The sequence below is a fragment of the Microcoleus sp. B4-C1 genome (assembly GCF_036705285.1).
In the GTDB taxonomy this organism is placed as follows: domain Bacteria; phylum Cyanobacteriota; class Cyanobacteriia; order Cyanobacteriales; family Microcoleaceae; genus Microcoleus.
In genome coordinates this window covers 37,345-58,861 of the sequence record NZ_JAUBUC010000043.1, presented here as the reverse complement: position 1 = coordinate 58,861, position 21,517 = coordinate 37,345, and the positions used below count along the sequence as shown (strand labels likewise).

Annotated in this window: 22 protein-coding genes and 1 pseudogene; 12 read left to right on the top strand and 11 right to left on the bottom strand. The window is 47.0% G+C overall.

The features are described from left to right. The first annotated feature begins 89 nt into the window (after positions 1 to 89). Together QUB26_RS18100 and QUB26_RS18095 are read left to right on the top strand one after the other, a co-directional pair. Positions 90 to 326 carry a DUF167 domain-containing protein gene (locus QUB26_RS18100; protein ID WP_333319102.1) on the top strand — a complete coding sequence of 79 codons (237 nt, stop codon included), beginning with the start codon at positions 90 to 92 and terminating at the stop codon, positions 324 to 326. Between the two features lie 91 nt (positions 327 to 417). Then, positions 418 to 606, top strand: coding sequence for a CsbD family protein (locus QUB26_RS18095; protein ID WP_333054441.1), 189 nt, complete (start codon positions 418 to 420; stop codon positions 604 to 606). Between the two features lie 133 nt (positions 607 to 739). On the opposite strand, the gene QUB26_RS18090 is transcribed toward QUB26_RS18095, so the two are convergent. From QUB26_RS18090 to QUB26_RS18075, 4 genes are all read right to left on the bottom strand, one after another. Then, complete coding sequence (locus QUB26_RS18090) at positions 740 to 994, bottom strand: DUF4926 domain-containing protein (protein WP_333151407.1); 255 nt, start codon at positions 992 to 994, stop codon at positions 740 to 742. A 407-nt stretch (positions 995 to 1,401) separates the two neighbouring features. Continuing rightward, on the bottom strand, positions 1,402 to 3,402 hold the full coding sequence (locus tag QUB26_RS18085) for a calcium-binding protein (protein ID WP_333319100.1): 2,001 nt from the start codon (positions 3,400 to 3,402) through the stop codon (positions 1,402 to 1,404). Between the two features lie 6 nt (positions 3,403 to 3,408). After that, a complete protein-coding gene (locus QUB26_RS18080) occupies positions 3,409 to 3,585 on the bottom strand; it encodes a hypothetical protein (protein WP_333319098.1) in 177 nt (58 codons plus the stop codon). A 280-nt stretch (positions 3,586 to 3,865) separates the two neighbouring features. Further along, positions 3,866 to 4,999: a cob(I)yrinic acid a,c-diamide adenosyltransferase gene (locus QUB26_RS18075; RefSeq protein WP_333039380.1), complete on the bottom strand. Its 1,134-nt coding sequence runs from the start codon at positions 4,997 to 4,999 to the stop codon at positions 3,866 to 3,868. Between the two features lie 227 nt (positions 5,000 to 5,226). Between QUB26_RS18075 and fraC the strand changes: the two genes are divergently transcribed. The 5 genes from fraC (at position 5,227) to larE (ending at position 9,502) form a co-directional block, all read left to right on the top strand. Continuing rightward, positions 5,227 to 5,745, top strand: coding sequence for a filament integrity protein FraC (gene fraC, locus QUB26_RS18070; protein ID WP_333236540.1), 519 nt, complete (start codon positions 5,227 to 5,229; stop codon positions 5,743 to 5,745). A 5-nt stretch (positions 5,746 to 5,750) separates the two neighbouring features. Beyond that, entirely contained in the window at positions 5,751 to 6,749 is a 999-nt protein-coding gene (locus tag QUB26_RS18065) for a DUF5357 family protein (RefSeq protein ID WP_333247647.1), read from the top strand. 189 nt (positions 6,750 to 6,938) lie between these two features. Further along, the gene (locus QUB26_RS18060; RefSeq protein ID WP_333236544.1) at positions 6,939 to 7,712 is read left to right on the top strand and encodes an ABC transporter permease; all 774 of its coding nucleotides are present in this window, start codon (positions 6,939 to 6,941) and stop codon (positions 7,710 to 7,712) included. Positions 7,713 to 7,874: 162 nt separating this feature from the next. Continuing rightward, complete coding sequence (locus QUB26_RS18055; RefSeq protein WP_333236546.1) at positions 7,875 to 8,654, top strand: Uma2 family endonuclease; 780 nt, start codon at positions 7,875 to 7,877, stop codon at positions 8,652 to 8,654. Between the two features lie 20 nt (positions 8,655 to 8,674). Then, the gene (gene larE, locus QUB26_RS18050) at positions 8,675 to 9,502 is read left to right on the top strand and encodes an ATP-dependent sacrificial sulfur transferase LarE (protein WP_333319096.1); all 828 of its coding nucleotides are present in this window, start codon (positions 8,675 to 8,677) and stop codon (positions 9,500 to 9,502) included. 478 nt (positions 9,503 to 9,980) lie between these two features. Here the strand turns inward: larE and QUB26_RS18045 are convergent, their stop codons facing one another. Beyond that, positions 9,981 to 11,843 (bottom strand): polysaccharide biosynthesis/export family protein, encoded by a 1,863-nt coding sequence (locus tag QUB26_RS18045; RefSeq protein WP_333319094.1) that lies wholly within the window; start codon positions 11,841 to 11,843, stop codon positions 9,981 to 9,983. 463 nt (positions 11,844 to 12,306) lie between these two features. On the opposite strand from QUB26_RS18045, the gene QUB26_RS18040 reads away from it, so the two are divergent. After that, positions 12,307 to 12,996 carry an SAM-dependent methyltransferase gene (locus QUB26_RS18040; RefSeq protein ID WP_333236552.1) on the top strand — a complete coding sequence of 230 codons (690 nt, stop codon included), beginning with the start codon at positions 12,307 to 12,309 and terminating at the stop codon, positions 12,994 to 12,996. Between the two features lie 71 nt (positions 12,997 to 13,067). On the opposite strand, the gene QUB26_RS18035 is transcribed toward QUB26_RS18040, so the two are convergent. From QUB26_RS18035 to QUB26_RS18020, 4 genes are all read right to left on the bottom strand, one after another. After that, positions 13,068 to 13,403 carry a type II toxin-antitoxin system RelE/ParE family toxin gene (locus QUB26_RS18035; RefSeq protein ID WP_333319092.1) on the bottom strand — a complete coding sequence of 112 codons (336 nt, stop codon included), beginning with the start codon at positions 13,401 to 13,403 and terminating at the stop codon, positions 13,068 to 13,070. Continuing rightward, the gene (locus tag QUB26_RS18030) at positions 13,403 to 13,657 is read right to left on the bottom strand and encodes a hypothetical protein (protein WP_242716968.1); all 255 of its coding nucleotides are present in this window, start codon (positions 13,655 to 13,657) and stop codon (positions 13,403 to 13,405) included. Before QUB26_RS18030 ends, QUB26_RS18035 begins: the two co-directional genes overlap by 1 nt. A gap of 516 nt (positions 13,658 to 14,173) precedes the next feature. Further along, entirely contained in the window at positions 14,174 to 14,395 is a 222-nt protein-coding gene (locus QUB26_RS18025; protein WP_333054454.1) for a hypothetical protein, read from the bottom strand. Continuing rightward, positions 14,382 to 14,654, bottom strand: coding sequence for a BrnT family toxin (locus tag QUB26_RS18020; protein ID WP_333236556.1), 273 nt, complete (start codon positions 14,652 to 14,654; stop codon positions 14,382 to 14,384). Before QUB26_RS18020 ends, QUB26_RS18025 begins: the two co-directional genes overlap by 14 nt. Positions 14,655 to 14,717: 63 nt before the next feature. On the opposite strand from QUB26_RS18020, the gene QUB26_RS18015 reads away from it, so the two are divergent. From QUB26_RS18015 to QUB26_RS18000, 4 genes and pseudogenes are all read left to right on the top strand, one after another. Then, the gene (locus QUB26_RS18015; RefSeq protein ID WP_333236558.1) at positions 14,718 to 15,356 is read left to right on the top strand and encodes a histidine phosphatase family protein; all 639 of its coding nucleotides are present in this window, start codon (positions 14,718 to 14,720) and stop codon (positions 15,354 to 15,356) included. A gap of 148 nt (positions 15,357 to 15,504) precedes the next feature. Continuing rightward, positions 15,505 to 16,272 (top strand): YebC/PmpR family DNA-binding transcriptional regulator, encoded by a 768-nt coding sequence (locus tag QUB26_RS18010; protein WP_333319090.1) that lies wholly within the window; start codon positions 15,505 to 15,507, stop codon positions 16,270 to 16,272. A 664-nt stretch (positions 16,273 to 16,936) separates the two neighbouring features. Further along, the gene (locus tag QUB26_RS18005) at positions 16,937 to 18,454 is read left to right on the top strand and encodes a hypothetical protein (protein WP_333236562.1); all 1,518 of its coding nucleotides are present in this window, start codon (positions 16,937 to 16,939) and stop codon (positions 18,452 to 18,454) included. A 242-nt stretch (positions 18,455 to 18,696) separates the two neighbouring features. Further along, a pseudogene (locus QUB26_RS18000) lies at positions 18,697 to 18,891 on the top strand (YebC/PmpR family DNA-binding transcriptional regulator); the annotation flags it as partial. A 9-nt stretch (positions 18,892 to 18,900) separates the two neighbouring features. On the opposite strand, the gene QUB26_RS17995 reads toward QUB26_RS18000, so the two are convergent. Both QUB26_RS17995 and QUB26_RS17990 read right to left on the bottom strand, forming a co-directional pair. Next, positions 18,901 to 19,503, bottom strand: coding sequence for a Uma2 family endonuclease (locus QUB26_RS17995; RefSeq protein WP_333236564.1), 603 nt, complete (start codon positions 19,501 to 19,503; stop codon positions 18,901 to 18,903). Between the two features lie 120 nt (positions 19,504 to 19,623). Then, positions 19,624 to 21,498, bottom strand: coding sequence for an adenylate/guanylate cyclase domain-containing protein (locus QUB26_RS17990; RefSeq protein WP_333236566.1), 1,875 nt, complete (start codon positions 21,496 to 21,498; stop codon positions 19,624 to 19,626). Positions 21,499 to 21,517: the final 19 nt, after the last annotated feature.

Here is a 21,517-nt window from a genome sequence, read left to right as displayed (position 1 = left end):
CGGGACGCCCATCCCACTTTCAAGAGTGGAAGTTATTTAATTCTCATTCCTTATTAGTCATTAGTCATTAGTTATTAGTTATTAGTCACATGAAAATTTTCACAGTAAAAGTTAAACCGAATTCCAAACAGCAAAGCATCGCAGAACAACCCGACGGCAGCCTCACAATACATCTCAAGTCGCCGCCTGTGGAGGGTAAAGCAAACCAAGAATTAATCATGCTTTTGGCGAAAAAGTTTAAAGTGCCGAAATCTGCGATCGGCATTAAATCCGGTTTTTCCTCTAAAAATAAACTTGTCGAAGTTGCGATCGAACCTTTAACTTAGAAATAAAGGTAATAACAAATCTATCTAAAGAGAGATACAGACTCAACTTTAAAATCATATATTAGTAGTTGTAGAGTTAGAATAAAAAATTATGAACATTGAAAATAGAGTCGAAGCCACAGCGAAGAATATTGAAGGCAAAATCCAAGAAGCTGTTAGCGAAGTTACAGGCAATCAGAAAGATAAATTAGAAGGTCAAGCCAAGCAGGATGAAGCATCAGCAATTCACCTGAAAGAAGACCTCAAAGATAAAGCAAAAGAGATTGTAGACCGAGCTTAGTAACAGTATTCGCTACAAGTTTCCTGCCTACTAAATCCCGCAAACGATATGTTTGCGGGATTTTTTATAATGAGCCTAAATCATTTGTACCAATATGTAGGGGCGAGTTGATAAAGATTATTGGTGGCAAAATTCATCGGGTAACTGCCCCTACAGATTCTACTAACTCATAGTGTAAAAGCATTAATTTTGTGGCTGGAATTGTTTCCATTGCATAAGTTGTGCCATCTTGATGAGAAAATTCTACCTCAAAAGCACTGCCATCAAATTCCATCACAACTGTTCCTACTTGTCCTTTATATAATTTAATGATTTGTTTTGTTTCAAAATGGGTGGCTTCTAAATCTTCAGTTAAAGCAACAATATCTAGGTCTTTAATTGTTTTCATTGTTTTTACCTCACTTTTTGACTGGTATCGTCTTTGAGTTGGGGGGCGGGTTTATCGAGATTATTGATGGGTGGCAAAATTTATGGGTGAACCCGCCCCTACAGATTCTACTTTTCGGCCCAATTCCCCATGCTATAAAGGCCCAATTCCCCATTAATTAAATTTAACGGTTGGGCGACTATGCTTAATCGGGGTTATTCGTTGGGTGGGGGCGGGTTTATCGAGATTATTGATGGGTGGCAAAATTTATGGGTGAACCCGCTCCTACAGATTCTAATTTTCGGCCCAATTCCCAATGCCAATAAAAAAGCCGGGGATGGATATCCCCAGCTCGAAACATAGCACAATGAGTTTTGAGAGTTGGTAGGGCGATGTTTTAGAATCGACCCCACCCACTTTTACCCAAATTAAATCAGGATAATGTCAGCAGCCGTAATGCCCGGTCTGCCATTCAGATTTGCCAGCGTAACGCCTGGGTTAGGACCAGCAATACCGTCAGGGTCATATCCTAGTCGTCCGCCTTGGGTTCCGTTTGCACCTTCATAGAAGACGAACGGCTCTGTCTCGCCCGCCCCGGCTGGAGCAAACTTGCTCTCGTACGCCCCACTCTCAAGCGCCAAGAACGCCTGCGAAGAAAGTCGATTCGTATTTGGCACTACCCTCAAGTTGGGGAAGCCGTTGGAGCCATTGATTTGGAAGATAAACTTGTCTTGGCCGACTGTAAAATCGCCGATTTGGTCTACGTTAGTAGTACCCGCCACGGCGCCCTCGCCGAAGTTGTTGTAGTAGAAGCTGTCATTACCCGATCCGCCAATCAGCGTATCAGCACCAGGGCCGCCGCCGAGAGAGTCGTTACCCTCGCCGCCGATCAAATAGTCGTTACCAAAGCCACCCAGCATGGTGTCGTTCCCGCCACCGCCAATTAAGGTATCGTCCCCGGCTCCTCCAGCGGCGTCGGTAGCATTGGATGAGTCGCCGAACAGGATGTCATCCCCGTTACCAGTAGTGATCACATCAGTGCCGTTGCCACCAGTAATGAAGTTGCTGCCTAAAGTATCGGTAATCAAGTTGACGACTGTGCCGCTAAAGGTGATGGTGCTAGCGTAGGAGATGAAGTCGTTACCCTCCAAGTTGCCAATCAGGCGATCGAACTGGCTGCCAAAGATGATGGTGTCACTTCCCACGCCACCGTTCATGAGGTTGGTGACGGTGAAGCTGCTGCCAGTAGTAGGATTGGTGTAGCCAATTAACGAGTCGTTGCCCAGCCCGCCTTCGAGAGTAATCAAAGCAGTACCAGTACCAGCAAAAATGGCATTGCTAGCATTGATAGTATCGTTGCCATCTCCACCGGCTGCGTTAGTAAAGGTACCGCTCAGGCTGTCGTTGCCTTCACCGCCGATCATTGTATCCGTCGCAAAAGCTGCAACGATCGTGTCATTGCCTACTCCGCCGTCGAGCAAGTTGCGACCCGCGAAACCTGGAAATGAACTCCGCGCGCCTACGCTCGAAATTACATCCGGCACCGACGCCGACCGGATGAAGTCGTCGCCTTCACCTCCCAACGCGGTATCAGAAAAGGCAAAAACGTTGATCGTGTCGTTGCCTTCGCCGCCGTCAAAGAAGTTTCTGCCGCCGCCAAAGTCGCCGATCGCGCCGTTGAGAGAATCGTCGCCGCCACCGCCAATCAAGGTGGTTCTCTCAATGCCGATCGTGATGACGTCGGTAGTAAATGGGCTGCTTTGCGTACTGTTGGTAATGACTAAGGTGTCGTTGTCATCATCGCCCGACAGGTAGCTGTTGCTGGCCACACCACGTAGCGTGTCGTTGCCTTTACCGCCATAAAGACTGTCTCTTACATTGATACCTACAACTAAGTCGTCGCCCAAATCACCCCGCAAGAAGTTGCTGCCTTCATTGCCAGCGAAGCCAATAGCCAAGCCACCCTCTAAAGAGAGGTTGTTGCCACCGCCTGCGATGAAGAAGCCGATCGCGTCATTGTCCTTACCGCCATAGAGGGAATCTCCTCTCTGCGCCCCTCCCAGCATCGTATCTGCGCCCTCATTACCAAACATGAGGTTAGCTTCGACAGTACCTTGGAGGAAGTCTTCTCCCTCGCCGCCGTACAGGGTAGCGCGGGCTTCAGCGACTATGGTGTCATTACCTCGGTCGCCAAACAGCAAAGCCGGAGTGCGCTGAGATCTGATTGAATCTTCGTCGTCGCCGCCGTACAGTGTATCGTTCGGGCCAACTGAAATCAGAGTATCGTTATCGGCTTGGCCAAATATTAAGCTGCCGCCCAGGGTGGAAGTTCTAACGAAATCCGCCCCGCCTGCGGCGAAGATTGTATCCGGGCCCAGTCCCGGAAGGTTTAAATCTAGTTGATTAGAATCGTCATTTAACGTTGTCATAAAGCTTCACTCCTCTACTTGTTGGTCATCGCTGGTGCGACTACAGACACTGCCTAGAACACCGAATGTTTGGATTCCGCTGTAGTTTAACCTGTTTGCCAGCCGCAAGTCTAGCCTACTGGCCTTAACCCTGTCTAGACTTTCTCCCTCGCGGATTTTTTGCTTGTAAGCTTTTATATTCAATGTCTTCACCCTTTAATAATCCTGGTGCACTGTCTCAGGTGCTCACGCTCTACAAGACGCGGCTCATATTCTTAATGTTCCATTTTGGATTGGCGGTCGGGGATCGCGTCCGGGGGAGGAAATTAAAGATTAAAAAAGGCTGATCTGGGTGATCCCGAAGACAAGGAAAATTGGGAGATTTGTTACTTGGTAACAAGGCTTTGTGGCAATTTCCGGTTTTCCAGGCAGGGCCCTCATTTAATAATTCTGGCCCGGATTGAACTCGGTACCGCTCCGGGCTTTAAAAGTCTACGCCCCGCTTTAGTTCTACGCCCCGATCGCCGTAGTGTTTGTGACAGTATACCTCGGAGTGTACGCTTGCCAAGTCAAAGTAAGCGTGGGGTTTGTGGCAGCGCCCGGTGATAATAATTTCTGTATCCCGCGGCTTGCGTAGCAGGGCTTCGACGATCGGCTCTACCGGCAGCAGTTCTAAGTCTACTGTGGGATTGAGTTCGTCGAGAATAATCGTTTTGTACCAACCGCTGGCGATCGCACATTTGGCGATTTCCCAGCCGCGTTCTGCTTCGATGCAGTCTAGCTCTTGCTGTTGCCCCCGCCAAACTATAGCATCTCGGCCGCACCGCTGGTGGTCTACTAGCTGCGGGTAGCTTTGCCGCAAAGCTGCGATCGCCGCATCTTCTGTATAACCGGTGCCACCTTTGAGCCATTGCACGATTAACACCCGGTGAGATTGGTCTTGACTGATACCCCTACCTATTGCCTGCAAAGCTTTGCCCAAAGCGCTCGTAGACTTGCCTTTGCCCGCTCCGGTGTATATTTCGATCCCCGAAATATGATGCTCGGCCGCTGCGGGGTGATAGTGGGGCTTCATTTCTGAGTGTAAGTCGGCAATCTCCAGCAAAGCTTCGGGGGCCGCTCGGCCTGTGGCGATGACTTCTAAATATTCTGGTTTGTTTTTGAGGGTTTGGACTACTTCGTCAACTGGCAGCAAACCCAAGTCCAATACGGGGTTTAGTTCGTCTAGTACCACGACGGAATAGAGCTCACTGGCGATCGCTCCTTTGGCGATATCCCAGCCTCGCTGAGCTTCGGCGCGATCGAAGCGGGTGATTGCTTCGGCCCCAAAATATTCGGCTCTGCCGGTTCGCACTTGGTCGATCAAGTGGGGAAATGCCCGTTGCAAGGCTTCTATTGCCCCGTCTTCGTCGTAGGAGCGGCCGGGACCTTTGAGAAAGCGCAGCAACAAAACTCGCGTGGGCGAGTCAGAATTGATACCCAGCCCGATCGAGCGCAACACTACTCCCAAAGCTGCCTGAGACTTGCCTTTACCAGCGCCGTCGTAGACGTGAATCTGACCCGCGGCGCGTTCCGAGCGGGATGAGGCTGTCCGAATACCAATGCCATTCCTTACCATAATCAGCAGTTGTTTGAGTCTGTATCGGGGTGGGTATTCGATCGCGCGCCTTGAATGTTTAATTTTTCCATTCTGTTGGCGGATCTCAACAGATTATACGATAACTTCTAACTCCCAATCTTTTAAGCAGCGATCTAACGGAATCAGGTGCTCAAACCTCCGGTTAAGATTATTCCGTTTGTGCTGTACAATTAAAATTTAACACGGACTGATATACCTAAAGGCTTATGATTGCGAGTGTTTTCCCATTTCGGACTGTTTTGGTGCAAATTTTAATTATGTTTTTGGCGATCGCGATCGAATCGTGGTTTTTGCAAAAACTACTTAAACTCGGCCCCAAAACCAGCATTGAATATACAGCCATCCTCAATCTATCTTGCACTTGCGTAGGCTGGTTAGTTTTCTTCGGCATTGAAAGCGTTCTTAGCAAAGAATTGCGGGAACAGCTTATCGGTTATATTTTATTAGGACGTGGGGATAATGTTTACGCTCCAATAACTATGATAGCACTCTCCGTATTAGCAGTAACTTTTCTAGCTAAATGGCAGGGCTTAGAATTCATAGAAAACATGGTTGTCGGCAATAAAAAAGCTTCCCAACCTCAGTTTTTAGGGCCGCCCACCCTCACCCGCCGTCCTCCCAAAAAAACTTTTCAAGTAACTACCCAGTTTGGGGGAATTTTAATCGCCCACACTGTTAGCAATCTCGTTATTTTAACCGTGTTGTTTTTGCAAAGCGTGTATTGAAATTTATGATGAAGCAATTTTTTGATGTCACTCAGCAACTCACTAAGCTGACGAACAACCTTTGGGAAACTAATAAAAAAATCCAAAAGGCGATGATTCCGCCTAAAGTTGTCCACTGGAAGACTCCTTTACTACTCAGCATATTTTTAGCTTTGCTGACAGTGGCAGCCGTAACTGACTGGCGGACGAGAACTCTGCTTTTTGATATGAGCTGGTTATTATTTACACTTTCAATGGGTTTGCTGACCAGCCAGCAACCTTTTGTGATTAAAGGAGTAAGTCTGAGTCCGTGGGTGACAAGCATCTTAATTGGCTTGTGGTTACTGATAAGATTACCGTCGGATAGGAAGGAAATAGCATGGATATCAGGCCCACTTATAGCAGTAGCAGTTCTTGCTACAATAGAGATTTGGAATAGCGAGTCAAAACGGGAAGGTATCAGGTCGTTGGTGCGCCCTCAGTTTTTGATGATTACTCTCGTTCACCTGCTGTTTTCCTGTTGGTTTGCTTTTCACTTTTTAATTCAAGGTTGGATAGAACAGTATCCGAGTGTTTTATCTCAGGATTTAAGGCAAAGCGATTATGTGGTGACATTTCAACAGCCAACTATTAATCGCTCCCGAGGAGTTGTCATCCTCAATGAAATGGAGCGATACCTGCGAAATGAAGCCCGCACAAAACCGTGGGCGCAGGTAGAGCAAATGTTAATAGATATTGACAATGAGCGATTTTTTCTGCGGAATCAAGCCTTACAAACAACTGGGGTAGTCGCAGAAGATGGGAGGTGGGATGTCAAAACTTCGATCGTCCAAGGAGAGTCTCGCTATCAGTTAGATATGCAGGCAACTTGGCTGGGAGTGGTTTTTAGACCGGAAATATATTCGTTTACCAAATCTTGCGAGGTGTTCCAGATAGCCAATAGGGCGACTGTAACGTGCGATGCCATCAAACGCTCTCAACCCGGACAGAAAAAAGATGGAACGCCGGGGGACACTCAAGTTTGATTCTGTCTGTGTTAACTAATTGCGATGGGTATAGCGGGAGAGTGGGAGAGTCTGAAAGTGGGAGAGTCTGAGAGTCTGAGATGGAAAAAATCCTCTTTCTTCCCTCTTCCTTCTTCCTTCTTCCCTCTTCCTTCTTCCTTCTTCCTTGCACTAAAGTATGGCGAAAGTTTCCAGCGGGTTAATAACTAGATGAATTTGAGAAGAATCTTGACAGTCGCGACCAATGTATTTTGGGAAGTAATTCGCGATCGCATCCTTTACTTAATTATTATTTTTGCTCTGTTGATGGGCGCCTCGGTACGGTTGATACCGGAATTGGCGGCGACAACCGAAAAGAAAATTATCTTAGATATCGGTTTGGCTGCTATGAGCATTCTCGGTTTAATTGCCACAGTGTTTGTGGCTACCGGATTGGTCAACAAAGAAATTGAAAAGCGCACTGTTTATCTGTTAGTTGCTAAGCCGATAAGTCGGGCTGAGTTAATTGTGGGCAAGCACTTAGGACTGTCGGCGGTGCTGGCGGTGCTTGTAGCGGCAATGACTGTTATCTATCTGGCTATTCTGAGTTTGAGTAGCATTCCTTTCCCTTTGGGAAGCATTTTAATCGCTTCGCTGTTTATCTGGTTTGAGCTTTGTCTCATGGCTGGTGTAGGGATTTTATTTGGGGTGTTCAGCAGTTCGCTGTTGGCAACTTTACTGACATTTGGCGTTTATTTGATGGGACATTCGACGCGGGATTTAGTGGCTTTGGGCAAGTTAACTAAAAATCCTGGCCTAGAACAATTGATGATGGGACTATATCTGGTTTTGCCGGATTTAGCCAGATTCAATTTGAGAAATGATGCTGTTTACGGACAAGTTCCTTACTTGGCAGGTTTGATTACAGATGCTGGCTACGGTTTGCTGTATGTGGTGCTGCTGTTGTCAATTGCGATCGCCATATTTTCCCGCCGGGAATTTTAAAGCGCGCATTCCGCACCTTCAGGGTAATTGTTTGTAGTGAGGACTAAATTCCTTACTACAAACTAATTTTATTATCGACTTAGCGCGCTAAGATATAGACAAGGTTATCGATCGCCCATCTGGACTAAAACTAAAATTTTTATTGGTAAAATGAGGTGACTTATGACTACTGTAATTCACAAACCGATATCGCAGCTCAAGATTACTTGGCCTCTGCTACCCGATGATTTCATCCTACCAGACGACCCTGTAGACGATATAGACCATCCCTTGCTAGCTAACGGTTTGCGCCAGTCTGTAGTGGATTCCCCGCAACTAATGCAAGACGCACTAATAGTTTCTAATTTTGCTTTGTGCGCTGCTGTGGACGATCGCACTATTTGCAAAGCACCAGACTGGATGTACGTGCAGCCGGTGCAACCTTGGCCTCACAACTATCCCCGCCGCAGTTACACGCCTCATACCGAAGGAACAGTCCCTTTTGTAGTGATGGAATTTCTATCAGCTACTTACGGCGACGAATACTCTGTCGAACACACAGAAGAAATCGGCAAGTGGTTTTTTTACGAACAAGTAATCAAAGTTCCTCGCTATGTCATTTTTCGGCCCCATACAGGCAGAATAGAAGTTTATGCGCTAGAATCCGAGCGTTATGAGAATCAAAATCCTGATGAAAACGGCCGTTATTTAATACCTGGATTAAATCTATTTTTGGGAGTGTGGCAGGGAACTCGCGAAGGTAGAACGGGATATTGGCTGCGCTGGTGGAATACGGCGGGCGAGTTGCTTTTGTGGCCGGAAGAACGGGCCGAAAATGAACGCCAGCGGGCCGATCGCCAACAGCAAGACAAAGAGTTAGCCGAGACGCTGCTGGAACAGGAAAGACAGCGAAATCAAGAACTTTTGGCTCGATTGGCAGCCCTCGGTATCGCTCCAGAATAGCAGTAATAAAAGTTGAAATCATGTTAATAGAAAAACTCGAAGAATTAAAAACTATTTTCGCACAAATGGAACGGGCTTTGATTGCCTACTCCGGCGGAATTGACAGCACTTTGGTGGCAAAAATCGCTTTTGATGTGTTGGGCGATCGCGCTTTGGCAGTGACGGCTGTGTCGCCGTCTTTACTGCCAGAAGATTTAGAAGATGCGCGGATTCAAGCAGCAGAAATTGGTATTGCCCACGAGGAAGTAGAAACTCAGGAAATGGCAAATCCAAATTACACTTCTAACCCGGTTAACCGCTGCTATTTCTGCAAAAGCGAACTGCACGATACTTTGAAACCCCTAGCACTAGCAAAGGGTTATCCTTATGTGGTGGATGGGGTTAATGCGGATGATTTAAAGGATTATCGTCCCGGAATTCAGGCGGCAAAGGAACGCGGCGCGCGATCGCCTTTAGCCGAAGTAGGAATCACTAAATTTGAGGTGCGGCAATTGGCAAAAGAATTGGGTTTGCCTTGGTGGGACAAACCGGCTCAACCTTGTCTCAGTTCGCGCTTTCCTTACGGCGAAGAAATCACCGTTGGAAAGTTGCAAAGAGTGGGGCGCGCCGAACGGTATTTGCGGCAGTTGGGACTGAAAAATCTGCGAGTGCGATCGGACGGAGATACGGCGCGCATTGAGTTACCTGCAGAGGAGATTCAGGAGTTTGTGCTAAATACCGATTTGCCTGAATTGGTGGCGGTGTTTCAGGAGTTTGGTTTTGTGTACGCGACTTTGGATTTGGAGGGGTTTCGCAGCGGCAAATTAAATCAGGTTTTGCAGCCGCAGTTGTTGGAAACGAAAGGTTGATTAATTTTCCCGAAGACAAAAATTTTCTCATGATTGATGTAGTTTGGGACATGGACAAAGGGGAACAATTTCAATCGAACCTTTATCTTTGATGTAGCAACTTATACGTTTCAAGGCTCGAATTGTTAGGATTACAGGACTTACGCAAAAGTAAGGTATTTCTGTTGCCCAGCGAACTCAGTGAAGCAATCTCAAGGTGGCGTTACTTAATCAGGGTATGAAAAAAAAATAACTTTAAAATCCAAAAGCTTTGTGGAGACAGGTTTCTATGACGGGCATATTTAACGTTTCATACCGTAAATCAGCAACGCCTTGGATGTTTGCCGTAGATTTGGGATGTGCCATGTAATAGCAAATCCGGTTTGAATACCCCCTTTATTTGTTAGTCCCCCTTTGCTCAAACTTCGTTTGACTCTATGCAGCAGTTTCAACCGCCGATTCAAAAAGAGGGTGGCTAACTTTCAACACCCGAGCCTTATCAAGGAGTAGTTGGCTGAATTTGCTGTGGCTGCATTTGCTGCTGCTGATTTTGGAGCTGAAGTTGCTGCTCCTGGATCTCGATTTGCCGATTCTCAAGATCTATTTGTCGCTGTCTGTCTTCGAGTTGCAAGCGTCTGTCTTCAAGTTGCAGTCTTCTGTCTTCTGCTTGCTGCAATCTATCTTCACGTTGTAGCTCTCTGTCTAGCAGTCTGTCTTGACGTTGCTCTTGTCTGTCTTCACGTTGTTCGCGAAGCTCTCTGAGCTGATTTCGTCGCTCGAAATCCCCTCCCAAAAATAAGTTTTGAAAAGCGTTGATAGTTGCTTGAAACCCAGTAAAAACGCCGCTAACAGCGTTGATCCCACTTGCAACTCCTGTTATTGGCTGCAAGAAACTGTTGATATTGTCTCCTACCCTAGCATAGCCCGATCGCGCTACCAGAATCACATCGTTGTTGCGGAGAGTGGGGTTATTATTAGGATTCAAGCCTTGAGCAAAATCCACCTCGATCGTGCGGCGAGAAACAGTACCGTTGGGGTTCAAACGCAATAGTTCTACCTTGTCTTTTTTAGCCCGCAATTGATTGAAACTGCCTGCTGTCAGCAAAGCTTGGTGCAGGGACGTACTAGGCCGCACCTGCAAAGCCCCAGGCCTAATTACTTCTCCTACAATATTGATGCTAATCGCGTTCGGAGAAAAACTGCTATTTGCAACTTGAGAAACTTCAGCTAAGTCTACAGTAGCTGCTGTCGGGATAATTACACTATCTCCTTCTTGCAGCAAAATATCTTGAGTTGCGTCGCCTTTTTGCAGCAAATCCCACAGATTTACCATGATAGTTTGTTCGTTGCCACCTCTGACTCGGCGGCGGATTTGTACGCGGCGAATGTCAGCTTCTGTAGTGATACCACCAGCAATTTTCAGTGCTCTAGTTATTGTTGGTAAGCCCACAACTGCTCCTTGCTGTTGGTCGATAGATACAAAACTCAACTCTGTTTGTTGGTTGCTCGATCGCACATCCGAAGCAAATACAGTATAAGGCCCCGGCCGGTTTACTTCCCCGACAATTACTACGCCAATTGGTTTAGTAATATCAGCGGAAAAATTAGCACTGGCTCTTTGACGAACTTCTTGAGTATTCAGGGCACTTGCTGTCGGTATAAAAATTGTATCTCCATCTCGAATGGTAACGTCTTGACGCAAATTTCCCGTATCTAAAAAATCCTGCAAATCAACAGTAGTAACTTGCTCCGGCCCGCCTCTGCGGGGACGACGAATTTGGACATTTCGCATATCTCCTGCTGATGTCACCCCTTGTGCGAGTTGCAGCATTTCCATCAAAGTCGGGAATTTTACTCCTCCTCCATCTCTAGTGGGATTAATCTTGTAGGAACCCGGGCGAGTAACTTCACCGGCAAGACCTATATTTAGGGGGCGAGCGACTACCAGAGTCACGGTAACAACGGGAACATTGATGAAGGGTTCGTATCGCTGGGTAATCACATTAGCAGCTTGTTGCAGCGTCAACCCTTGAATTGAGACGCTACGAATGATTGGCAAATTGAGCGTCCCGTCAACTAACACTTGATATTCTCTGCTGAATTCAGGGACGCCGAATATCTCTAAAGCAATGCGATCGCCCGATCCTAAAGTATAAGCTGCTTCTTGTGTCAGCGAACCAGAATTGCCGATCGGCGGCAAACTCGAACCCGGAGGTGGCGGCGGTACTCTGGGTTGGTTTGGGTTCCTAGCAGGCGCAGGATTTCTGACTGCAGGTAACTGAGCTCTACTGGGCAGCGAACTAAATAGCACCAGGAGTGCTGACAAACTCAGACTTGTAGCGGTTTGAATGGTATGTTTCATCTTTCTTCCCTGGTTGCAGCCTGCCATTGAACAAGAGCAATTTAGCTAGTGGATTTTAGTTTATTTTCCCTGCTGTCCAGTGTAGCCTCGCTTCGCTGCAAAATCCACAGGTGGAAGCATAAAAATTGTGCGATCGCACTTAACTATTTTGCCCCTTGTTTGTAAAGAAAGTGTAAAGCCCGCCAACTGTTGTCAGGATTAATATCTCGTTTGAGCAAAATTCTTCATATAACAATCCTCGCATCATTTGTGTAATTCTTGTAGGGGCAAACCCCCCGTGGTTGCCCTCATGAGGCCGGGGTAGGCAAACAAAGGCACTAACCCTACATCTTTGTACGACTCCTGCAAGGATTGCTATACATAACTCGCGATACAAATCAACCCGCCACAGAAAGGAGATAGGAAAAAACCACCCTGATTTGAGGTAAAATATTAAATAATTCTCTCTGCGGGACAAAGACAAGTGTCACTAAAATTGGATAAAGTAATTCCCTGGGGACGCTGCTTGGATGAATACATAGGAATGTTTAGCTTGACATCAAGTGACCTCAAACTAGCAATTCTTGATTGTGCAGGCGGCCCGGCGAGTTTCAATGCCGAAATGACTCGCCAAGGTAAAAAGGTAATTTCTTGCGATCCAGTTTATCAGTTTACTGCGGTGGAAATTGGCGATCGCATCCAAGAAACATATCAAACTGTGATTGACGGTGTTAAAGCCAATTTAGACGGCTACCTGTGGAATAATTTTGAATCGCCGTACCAGCTAGGCGAAGTGCGAATGAAGGCGATGCAGGAATTTTTAGAAGATTTTCCATCAGGCTTGCAGCAAGGCCGCTACCTGAATGCTGAGCTGCCTGTTTTGCCTTTCGAGAACGGTGAATTCGATTTAGGTTTGTGCAGCCATTTCTTATTTGCTTATTCTCACCTACTTTCCGAAGAATTTCATCTGGAAGCAATTACAGAAATGTGTCGAGTTGCGAAGGAAGTCCGAGTCTTCCCTCTATTGCAGAGTTTTAGCGGGGAGGAATCCGATCACTTAAATCCGATTCTCACAGAATTGAAAAAGAGAAGTTTTAGTGTAGAAATTCAAGAGGCTCCTTATGAGTTTCAAAAAGGTGGGAATAAGATGCTGCGAGTTAGGGGGCGAATGTAATTCGCGGCTGCGGAGGGCATGGCAATTTGCGATCGCTTATTTCAAAAAAATTAGATAAGCTAAGCATAAGGTCATGCCTCATCTTGGGGTTCGCCAATCGCACGCTGGACTGCATGGCGAATGTGGATAATCCTCACCGTTGGTATGGGTTGATCGTCAAAAATAGTGAAGAGTATGCGATACGTGGTTTTACCACTTCCATACAGAAGCTGGCGAATCTCTTGGCTGAAAAACGCGTTTTCACGGGCTAAAACACAACGACGCGGCATTTCTTTCAGTGAGGAAATCGCTTTAATCAAACCCTGATACCATGCTTGAGCGCGTTCGGGAGTCGTGAATTTGGAAAAGTTCAGAAACGCTGCATCAGCTTCAGATTGAGCTGTACTGGAAAAGTCAATGCGATACATTATGCTTCCAAAGAAAGTCCGTATTTCTGGTTTTGTCTATCGACAAACTCTTCCAGAGTAGAAAACTGACCCCGATCGAAGTCATCAAGTCCGCGTTGAATCCCTTCTAATGCCTCGAAGAAATCGCTTTCATCAAAGCTAAGTCCGAACGCGATAACAGCTAGGGTAACGCTGGTTATATCTTGTCCTGTACTTTCCGCCCGTTGGCGCAGCAGTGCTTCGATTTGGGGGGGTAAGGTGAGTGTAAGAGTCATAAAAGTTATGATGAATGGTTAACTTTATTTTCTAACTTTATTTTGGCATAGGTAGCCAAAACGATCGCTCCCTAGACTATCTGCCCATTGCTTAACCCGATCGTGCTCTTCGGCCCGTCTTGTTTGTCTGGTAATCTTGCAAGGCTGCGAGACTGCTTGCGATCGTTTGTTCTTCGCTGAGGGGTTGAAACTCATTTGCTGTGTCAATTTCTCCCCACTGATATCCCTCGGTTTCTTGGGCAATTTCTGCTATTAGGCGTTCAAAGTCGCTGAGATTACCGTTGGACTGATTCAGTCATGAAAGCACGATCGCCTTAACCGAATCGCTGGGCATGGCTTGAATTTGGGCGTGGAGTTGCTTTATAGATTGAGCCATTTGACGACAATACAGAGTGAGTGATCTAATTTTAGCGCAGTGTCAAATAGTTGCACATACTATCAGGCACAGTGGCGATAAAATTAATTAAAGACTTTAAAGCGACCCCACGGATCGATCGGGGGGCTTATTTCGCGGGCTTATTTCTCAGATACCACGTTTTCTTTAGTAATTCTAATCAAAAACCGCAGAGCTTCATTCACTGCTTCAGAATCGGGAAACATCTCTGCAACATCCGGTTCTAAACGAATATTTACACCACCAAAGGTCTTTCGTCCCGATCCTACCCTTCTTACACGCAACTTCCTCAAATCATATTCCGACCGAAGCTCATCGTCCATCCCTGTTTCATCCTTCTTCATAAACTTCTCGCTCCACTCGTGTTACTTTTCTGGCGCTAATCAAACGAATAAAATCTGCTCTTTCTGTATACGACACTATCAATAAATTACCTTGCTGGGACTCTCCAACCATAATATAGCGATCTTCTTCATCAGAGTGATCCGGATCGTAGAAATCGACGTAGAGGGGATCGTCAAAAACCGTTCTGGCTTCCTCAAATGAGATCCCATGCTTGGACAAATTTACCGCAGCCTTGTTTTCATCCCACTCGAATTTCATAAAGAGCCCAAATCAGCATCTTTGATATAATATTACACCTAGAAGCAAAACTCAAACCAACTCATGCCACAAACAGTCTGGATCGCACGACACGGAAACCGCATCGACTTCGTTAACCCCGACTGGTTTCTCACCGCAGAACACCGCTACGATCCCCACCTTTCCGAAGACGGTCACATTCAAGCTAAACAACTCGCAAATCGCCTCAAAGGTGAAGGAATTTCTCATATTTTTGCTTCCCCTTTTCTGCGAACTGTCCAAACAGCAAATCACGCGGCTGAAGCTCTCGATTTGTCAATTAAACTAGAGTGGGGATTGTGCGAATGGCTGAATCCTGAATGGATGACAGAAATGCCGGAAACTGAGTCCCTCGAAGCTTTGTGCAGGCGTTTTCCCAGGATTGATGCTTCCTACAAAAGCGGTATTGCTAATTATCCCGAAACCGTGGAAGCTTGTTTCAAAAGGGCGGGGGAAACGGCTAAACGTCTCGCGGCTGAGTTTCCCGAAGATATGTTATTGGTAGGTCACGGTGCGTCGGTTTTAGGAACTGCGATGGGGCTGGCGGGCGGTGCGGAAACGGAAATAAACGCTTCTTTGTGCTGTTTGGTGAAAGTGGTGCGGGGTGAGGGAGAATGGTCGATCGCACTTAATGGCGATACTTCTCACCTGACTGACTCTGAAACCGCGATCCGGTTTAATTAAAGTTGAGATTCGTGCGAAAAATCGCATTTTATGCTATGTGTGTAAGGTGCGCGGCAGAAGAGCACCCTACGTTCATCTGATTAGTCCGAATCTGGGTGTTATTGTTTAATCTCGATCGCACATTTTAAATCGAAAATCTTAAATCGGTATGGCTGGACACAGTAAGTGGGCGAATATTAAACGCCAAAAAGCGAGAGTTGATGCCGTTAAAGGCAAGGTTTTTGCTAGGATATCTCGCGAAATTATTGTCGCGGCCCGCAGCGGAGTTCCCGATCCCGCTGGCAATTTTCAACTGCGGACGGCTATTGAAAAAGCCAAGGCGGCGGATATTCCTAATGAAAACATAGAAAGGGCGATCGCCAAAGGTGCCGGCTTGGCGGGGGGAAGTTCGGAATTAGAAGCTATTCGCTACGAAGGTTACGGCGTTGGCGGGGTTGCTATTCTGATTGAAGCGCTGACAGACAATCGCAACCGCACAGCGGCTGACTTGCGAGAAGCTTTTACTAAAAATGGCGGCAACTTGGGCGAAACTGGTTGTGTGGGCTGGATGTTTGACAACAAAGGAGTTTGTACGGTACGCGGCCCGATTGATGAGGAACAATTGTTTGAAGCGTCCCTAGAGGCGGCGGCGGAATCTTATGATTTGATATTAATTGATGAGGATACTGAAGGTGCAGAGGTATTTACAAGTGTGGCTAATTTGGAACAGTTGGCTGATGTTTTGAAACAAAAAAGTTTTGCAGTTGTGCAGTCGGAAACTCGCTGGATTCCCAGCAATACAGTGGAAATAGACACTCCTGAAAAAGCTCGATCGCTCCTTAAGTTAATGGATGCACTGGAAGATTTGGACGACGTGCAAAGTGTGACGGCGAATTTTGAAATGAGCGATGAATTGATGTCTTCGGTCATGGTTTAATGGTTGAAAGATGAGGGATCTGGAGCGTCCTGCTGGCACTGCAAAAAAAGACGAAAACTCGCCAGCGGGACGATCGCGCTACACTATTACCAGGAAACGAATCCCTATCTGTACGCGAGTGGGGAGTGTCAATCCAACGCATTGCTGAAAAAGCTGCATTGAAAATCTCAACCCACAGTAAAGCCATGCTAGTTGACACTCCCGGGCCTGAAGGCGTGGGGATTCTTAATTCATCGACTGACCTTTAAGCGCTATGTCCTTGCGGCAATTCTTAAACCTTTCAACCGTACAAAATACCAATTGACGAGTTCAACTCACAGCAACCCCAGAGGGTCTATCTCCAAAAGCGTACGCTTGATATGAACAAGCGAGTTCGGGTATGCCCTACCCTACTTAACAAATGAACCAAATTATTTGTTTTCTGGTAAAGAGAATGCGTTGATTCTCTAGCTGTTTTAAGAGTATTCGCTGCTCTGAGTCCAACAATTTATGCCTAAAAGTGTGTCTTAACTGTTTCACGATGGCACAGGAGTTTAACCTTGACGATTGTAGTATACTACAAATACCAGCAGTTCCCTGATTTTTAGGCATGGATTTAAGAAATTAAAGCCGGCCACTGAAGAAGGGGTTTTAAACCAAATTTTTTGATAACAACGAAAGCAAAATGGACAGCACGCACTCAGAAGAAGTTCTGTCAGCAACCGAAGTATCCGAAACCAAGGATATATCCGAATCGAATGTGCAGGCTGAACCAGGGGGTAAATCCAATTGGTTCGGTTCCGTTTTCGGAGCCGTCTCTGCAACGGCGAGTGCCGTAGGGAATGCGGTAGGGAATGCCGGAAGTGCAATTGTTAATACCGCGAGTGCGGTGGGCAATGCAGCAGGCAGTGCTGGAGATGCGATTGTTGTTAATACCGCGAGTGCGGTAGGCAATGCCGGAAGTGCAATTGTTAATACCGCGAGTGCGGTGGGGAATGCAGCAGGCAGTGCAGGAGGTGCGATTGTTGTTAATACCGCGAGTGCGGTAGGCAATGCCGGAAGTGCGATTGTTAATACCGCGAGTGCGGTAGGTAATGCGGTAGGGAATGCCGGAAGTGCGATTGTTAATACGGCTAGTGCGGTAGGCAATGCAGCAAGCAGTGCTGGAGGTGAGATTGTTGTTAATACCGCGAGTGCGGTAGGGAATGCGGTAGGGAATGCCGGAAGTGCAGCACTCCAATTTCCCAATTTTTTTGGTTCAGCCCTCGGTTCGATTTCCCAGAGTCCTATCCTAAAAAAACTGACTGAAAATTTCAAAATCGACTGGTTAGTTAATGCGATCAATAAAGTTGATGTTGTGACTGCCGAGGCGCAAGTTCGAGAGTTGCAGCGCCAATATCCTCACGAGAAACCTCAAGAAATCGCACATCGCTTAATGGTGGAAAAAGCCTTGCTAGCTGCAGGAAGTGGCTTGGTTAGCAGTTTAGTTCCGGGCGCAGCTTTGGCATTGGCTGGCATGGATTTAGCGGCAATGACGGTGTTATCCGCCGAGTTGGTTTATCAAATAGCTGCCGCCTATGGAAAGGATTTGCAATCGAGCGATCGCCAAAAAGAAGTTGTCGCTATTTTCGGTTTATCCTTGGGTAGCAATTTAGCGATCGAAGCTGGAGTTACGCTTGTCAGCAATATTCCCTTGGCGGGTGCGGTAATTAATGCTAGCGCCAGTGCGACAATGATTTACGCGCTGGGATACGGTGCCTGTCGGTTTTATGAAGCCGATATCGATTCCTCGAAAATCGAAACCAAGCTCGAAGATTTACAAGAGGTATTGCAAGCGGAAAGTGAGCAATATTTAGAGACAGCGATCGCACAAGAAACGGTGATGGATTGGATTTTGGTGTATGTCGTCTATACCACCCAAAAATTCACCCGATGGGATGAGTTATTACCTCAATTACAAGCGGCAAATTTAAATCCCAAGTCTTTAGCTGAGATTGAAGCTGTGAAAAATAAGTCTAAATTGCCTCCCAAGTTGGATATTTTACTCGAACAACTCGAACTCGACTTTGCCGAACCACTTTTAAAGCGATGCACTGAGATGATCGAGGCTGACGGTGAAATTAATGAACAAGAGGGGAAAATTTTTCTGACAATTCAACGGGCTGTTTTGAGGAAAAGAAAGCAAGCTCAAAAGCAAGCCTAGCCAACTTCGATCGAGGATGGGGTATCGTAACCCACTGAAGCACAAACTGAAGTCTAAGCTAGATCGCAAACTACTCCGTGCGTTCACGCCCGGAAATGTCAAATCCAATGCTCATAAACTGGCTCAAGCGAATGGGGTAAAACTCTGGGACGATAACAGTTAATTGATTTAGTGATTCGAGCTAAAAAATAAAGGATCTATGAACCAAGAATCCCAGTCTCTGAAAGAGCGGGGAGTATCATTTGAAACAAAAAACTTTTGCTGTTGTGCAGTCGGAAACTCGCTGGATTCCCAGCAATACAGTGGAAATAGACACTCCTGAAAAAGCTCGATCGCTCCTGAAGTTAATGGACGCACTGGAAGATTTGGATGACGTGCAAAGCGTGACAGCTAATTTTGAAATGACCGATGAATTGATGTCTTTGAGTATGGTGTAACGATCTAAATCACCAGATTTTTGCCATCCGCAAGACAAATCCCGGTAACTCTGGATCGGCGCTGACTGTTTCAGGATTATCTAAGATTTCAGGTTCGCGATTGGGACGGTAGATGTAGACTTTTCTGTTTTTGCGATCGAGCAAAAAGCCGAGCGATACACCGTTGTCAATATATTCTTGCATCTTTTTTTGCAATCCCTTGAGAGTGTCACTAGCAGACCGCAATTCAATCACAAAGTCTGGACAAATCGGTGCGAATGAGGCTTTTTCTTCTTCAGTTAAGGCATTCCAGCGCTCTAGTTTAATCCATGAGACATCGGGAGAGCGAGTTGCTCCATTCGGCAAGGTAAAGCCTGCACTGGAGTCAAACGTTTCACCTGTGCCATCTTCTTCTGCCCAGTTCGCAAGTTGCTGAGCAATTTTAATGTTGCGGTTCCCTGTATCTGAAAAGGCGGGTGACATAATGATAACTTCCCCACTGGCTGTACGCTCAATTCTCAAATCGCGATTAACTAGACAGAATTCATAAAACTGTTCAACAGTCATCGATTGGATCGCAGGGAAATTGACCGTCAGTGGGACGCTTTCGGTTTGGATTAGGAGCGTCGTCATGGTTTTTCCTCATTTGGTGCAGGCGTGACAGAATGCCTTGAGCTTATCATATCTTAGCTTGGCCATCGAAAGTCTTAGTCGATCGGGGAATCGGAGGCTTGTATCCGTTTTTGGGCTGAGTTAATAATCTTTTTTCCCAGTCAGTAAATAAGTAACCATGTATCCCTTGCCCTTGATTTGAATGGCGCCGCGCTTCTGAAAAGTATATTTATCTTTTAATCTCTCGTAGGTTTCGGCGGTGACTTGAATGCAGCCGGTAATCCCGTGGGATTCCATGCGCGAAGCAATATTTACTGTGTCGCCCCAGAGGTCGTAAATAAACTTTTTTAAGCCGATAACGCCGGCAACGACAGGCCCACTGCTAATCCCGATCCGAATGCTGAAAGGTTCCGAATGTTCTAAACTGAGGAGCCGAATTTCGTGCAACATATCGATCGCCATGTTCGCCACCGCCTCGGCGTGATCCTCTCTAGCCGTAGGCAAACCGCCGACAACCATGTAAGCGTCACCAATAGTCTTAATTTTCTCCAAACCGTGGCGATCGGCCAAGTGGTCAAAAGCCGAAAAAATATCGTTGAGCACTTCCACCACCGCCGTCGCTGAAATTCTCGACGAAAGCTCTGTAAACCCCACAATGTCGGCAAACATCACAGTTACTTCCGCAAAACTTTCGGCGATATTGTGTTCATTGTCCTTCAAACGCAGGGCGATCGCTGCGGGCAAAACGTTCAGCAGCAGTTGCTCGGATTTAGCTTGTTCGAGTTCCAACTGTAGGTAAGCAGCCTGCAACTGTTCGGCTTGGCGAATTCTTTCTCCGGCTAGCTTTTCGATTTGGGCGGTGCGACTCAAAGATGTCAGCATATATGTCACCGGAATCAGAGTCCACAGCATCCCCATCGTCAGAGTTCCCCAAGAGCGCCAGTGCTTGCGAAGCCTGCGAATTTCCGGGGTTGCCGACACGTACATAGACCACTGGCGGCCGCTAATTTTTAGCCGCCTTCTGCAAGCTGTATAGTTCGGGCCTGGATTGTCAAGAATCGGGCAGTTTTGCATGAGGGAGGGTTCCGCAGCGGCTGATGCTGGAAGCACTTGTTGGCTTGCGGATTGGAACTGCACCGCAAATTGCTGAATTTGCCCCTCAGCAGGGAGATTTTTGAGAACCGGGTTGGCCGTTTGGGGTAACAGCGACGCTGCTTGTTGCTTGTCTGGAGCCTCGCTAACGAGATAAATATTGAGGTATTCGGTATTGCGTCCTTTTAAAGAGGTTTGGAAAATATCTTTGCCTCGAAATACGCCCAGAACAAATCCTTGTAGCAGTTGGCGACGGGATTCCAGGGTAGTCGGGTTACTGCTGTTTTCGTAAATCGGAACTATGGCCAAAAGACCTAGTTCCGGGGAATTGCCTTGAGTTAAGCCGATGTAGTTGGTGACAACCATTTCTCCTGTATCGCGCCCTCGATCGAGCGCGGCGCGGATTTCTGGGTGGGAGGCGAGGTCAAAGCCTAATGCTGTCTCGTTTCCGGCTGGTGGTTCGACGTAGAAAGCCGGGAAGTATTCGGAACGCTGGAGGGCCTTGCGGAGTTCTCCTCGCGGCCCGCGCTCTGTAATCTCGAAGCTGGGGTCGGTTTCGGTTCTAGCTTTGGTTTCGTAGTTGCGTCGCTCGTCCTGGGGGACGCGGGGGGCCCAAGCCAGGAGTTGCAGGCTGGGGTGGACGGATAGGGGACGGGCGACAAACCGGGCAAAAGAGGAACGCTCGACGGTGTTGAAGGCTTTCATGTAGTCGCTGAGGGCGAGAACAGTATCTAAGTCGGAGTTGAGCTGGCGTTCGATGCCGATCGAAATATCGTCAATGCGGCGGTGCATTTCGTAGTCGCGGCGCTTGTCTTCCCAGTCCCAAACCAAGGCGAATGTGAGAAGCGACAGTCCCACACCCAAACCCAGCGTCAACCCGGCTGGAATGTAGCGAGACCAGGATAAAGGTAGTTTTTTGAGCATAATTGCCTAGCGAATAAGG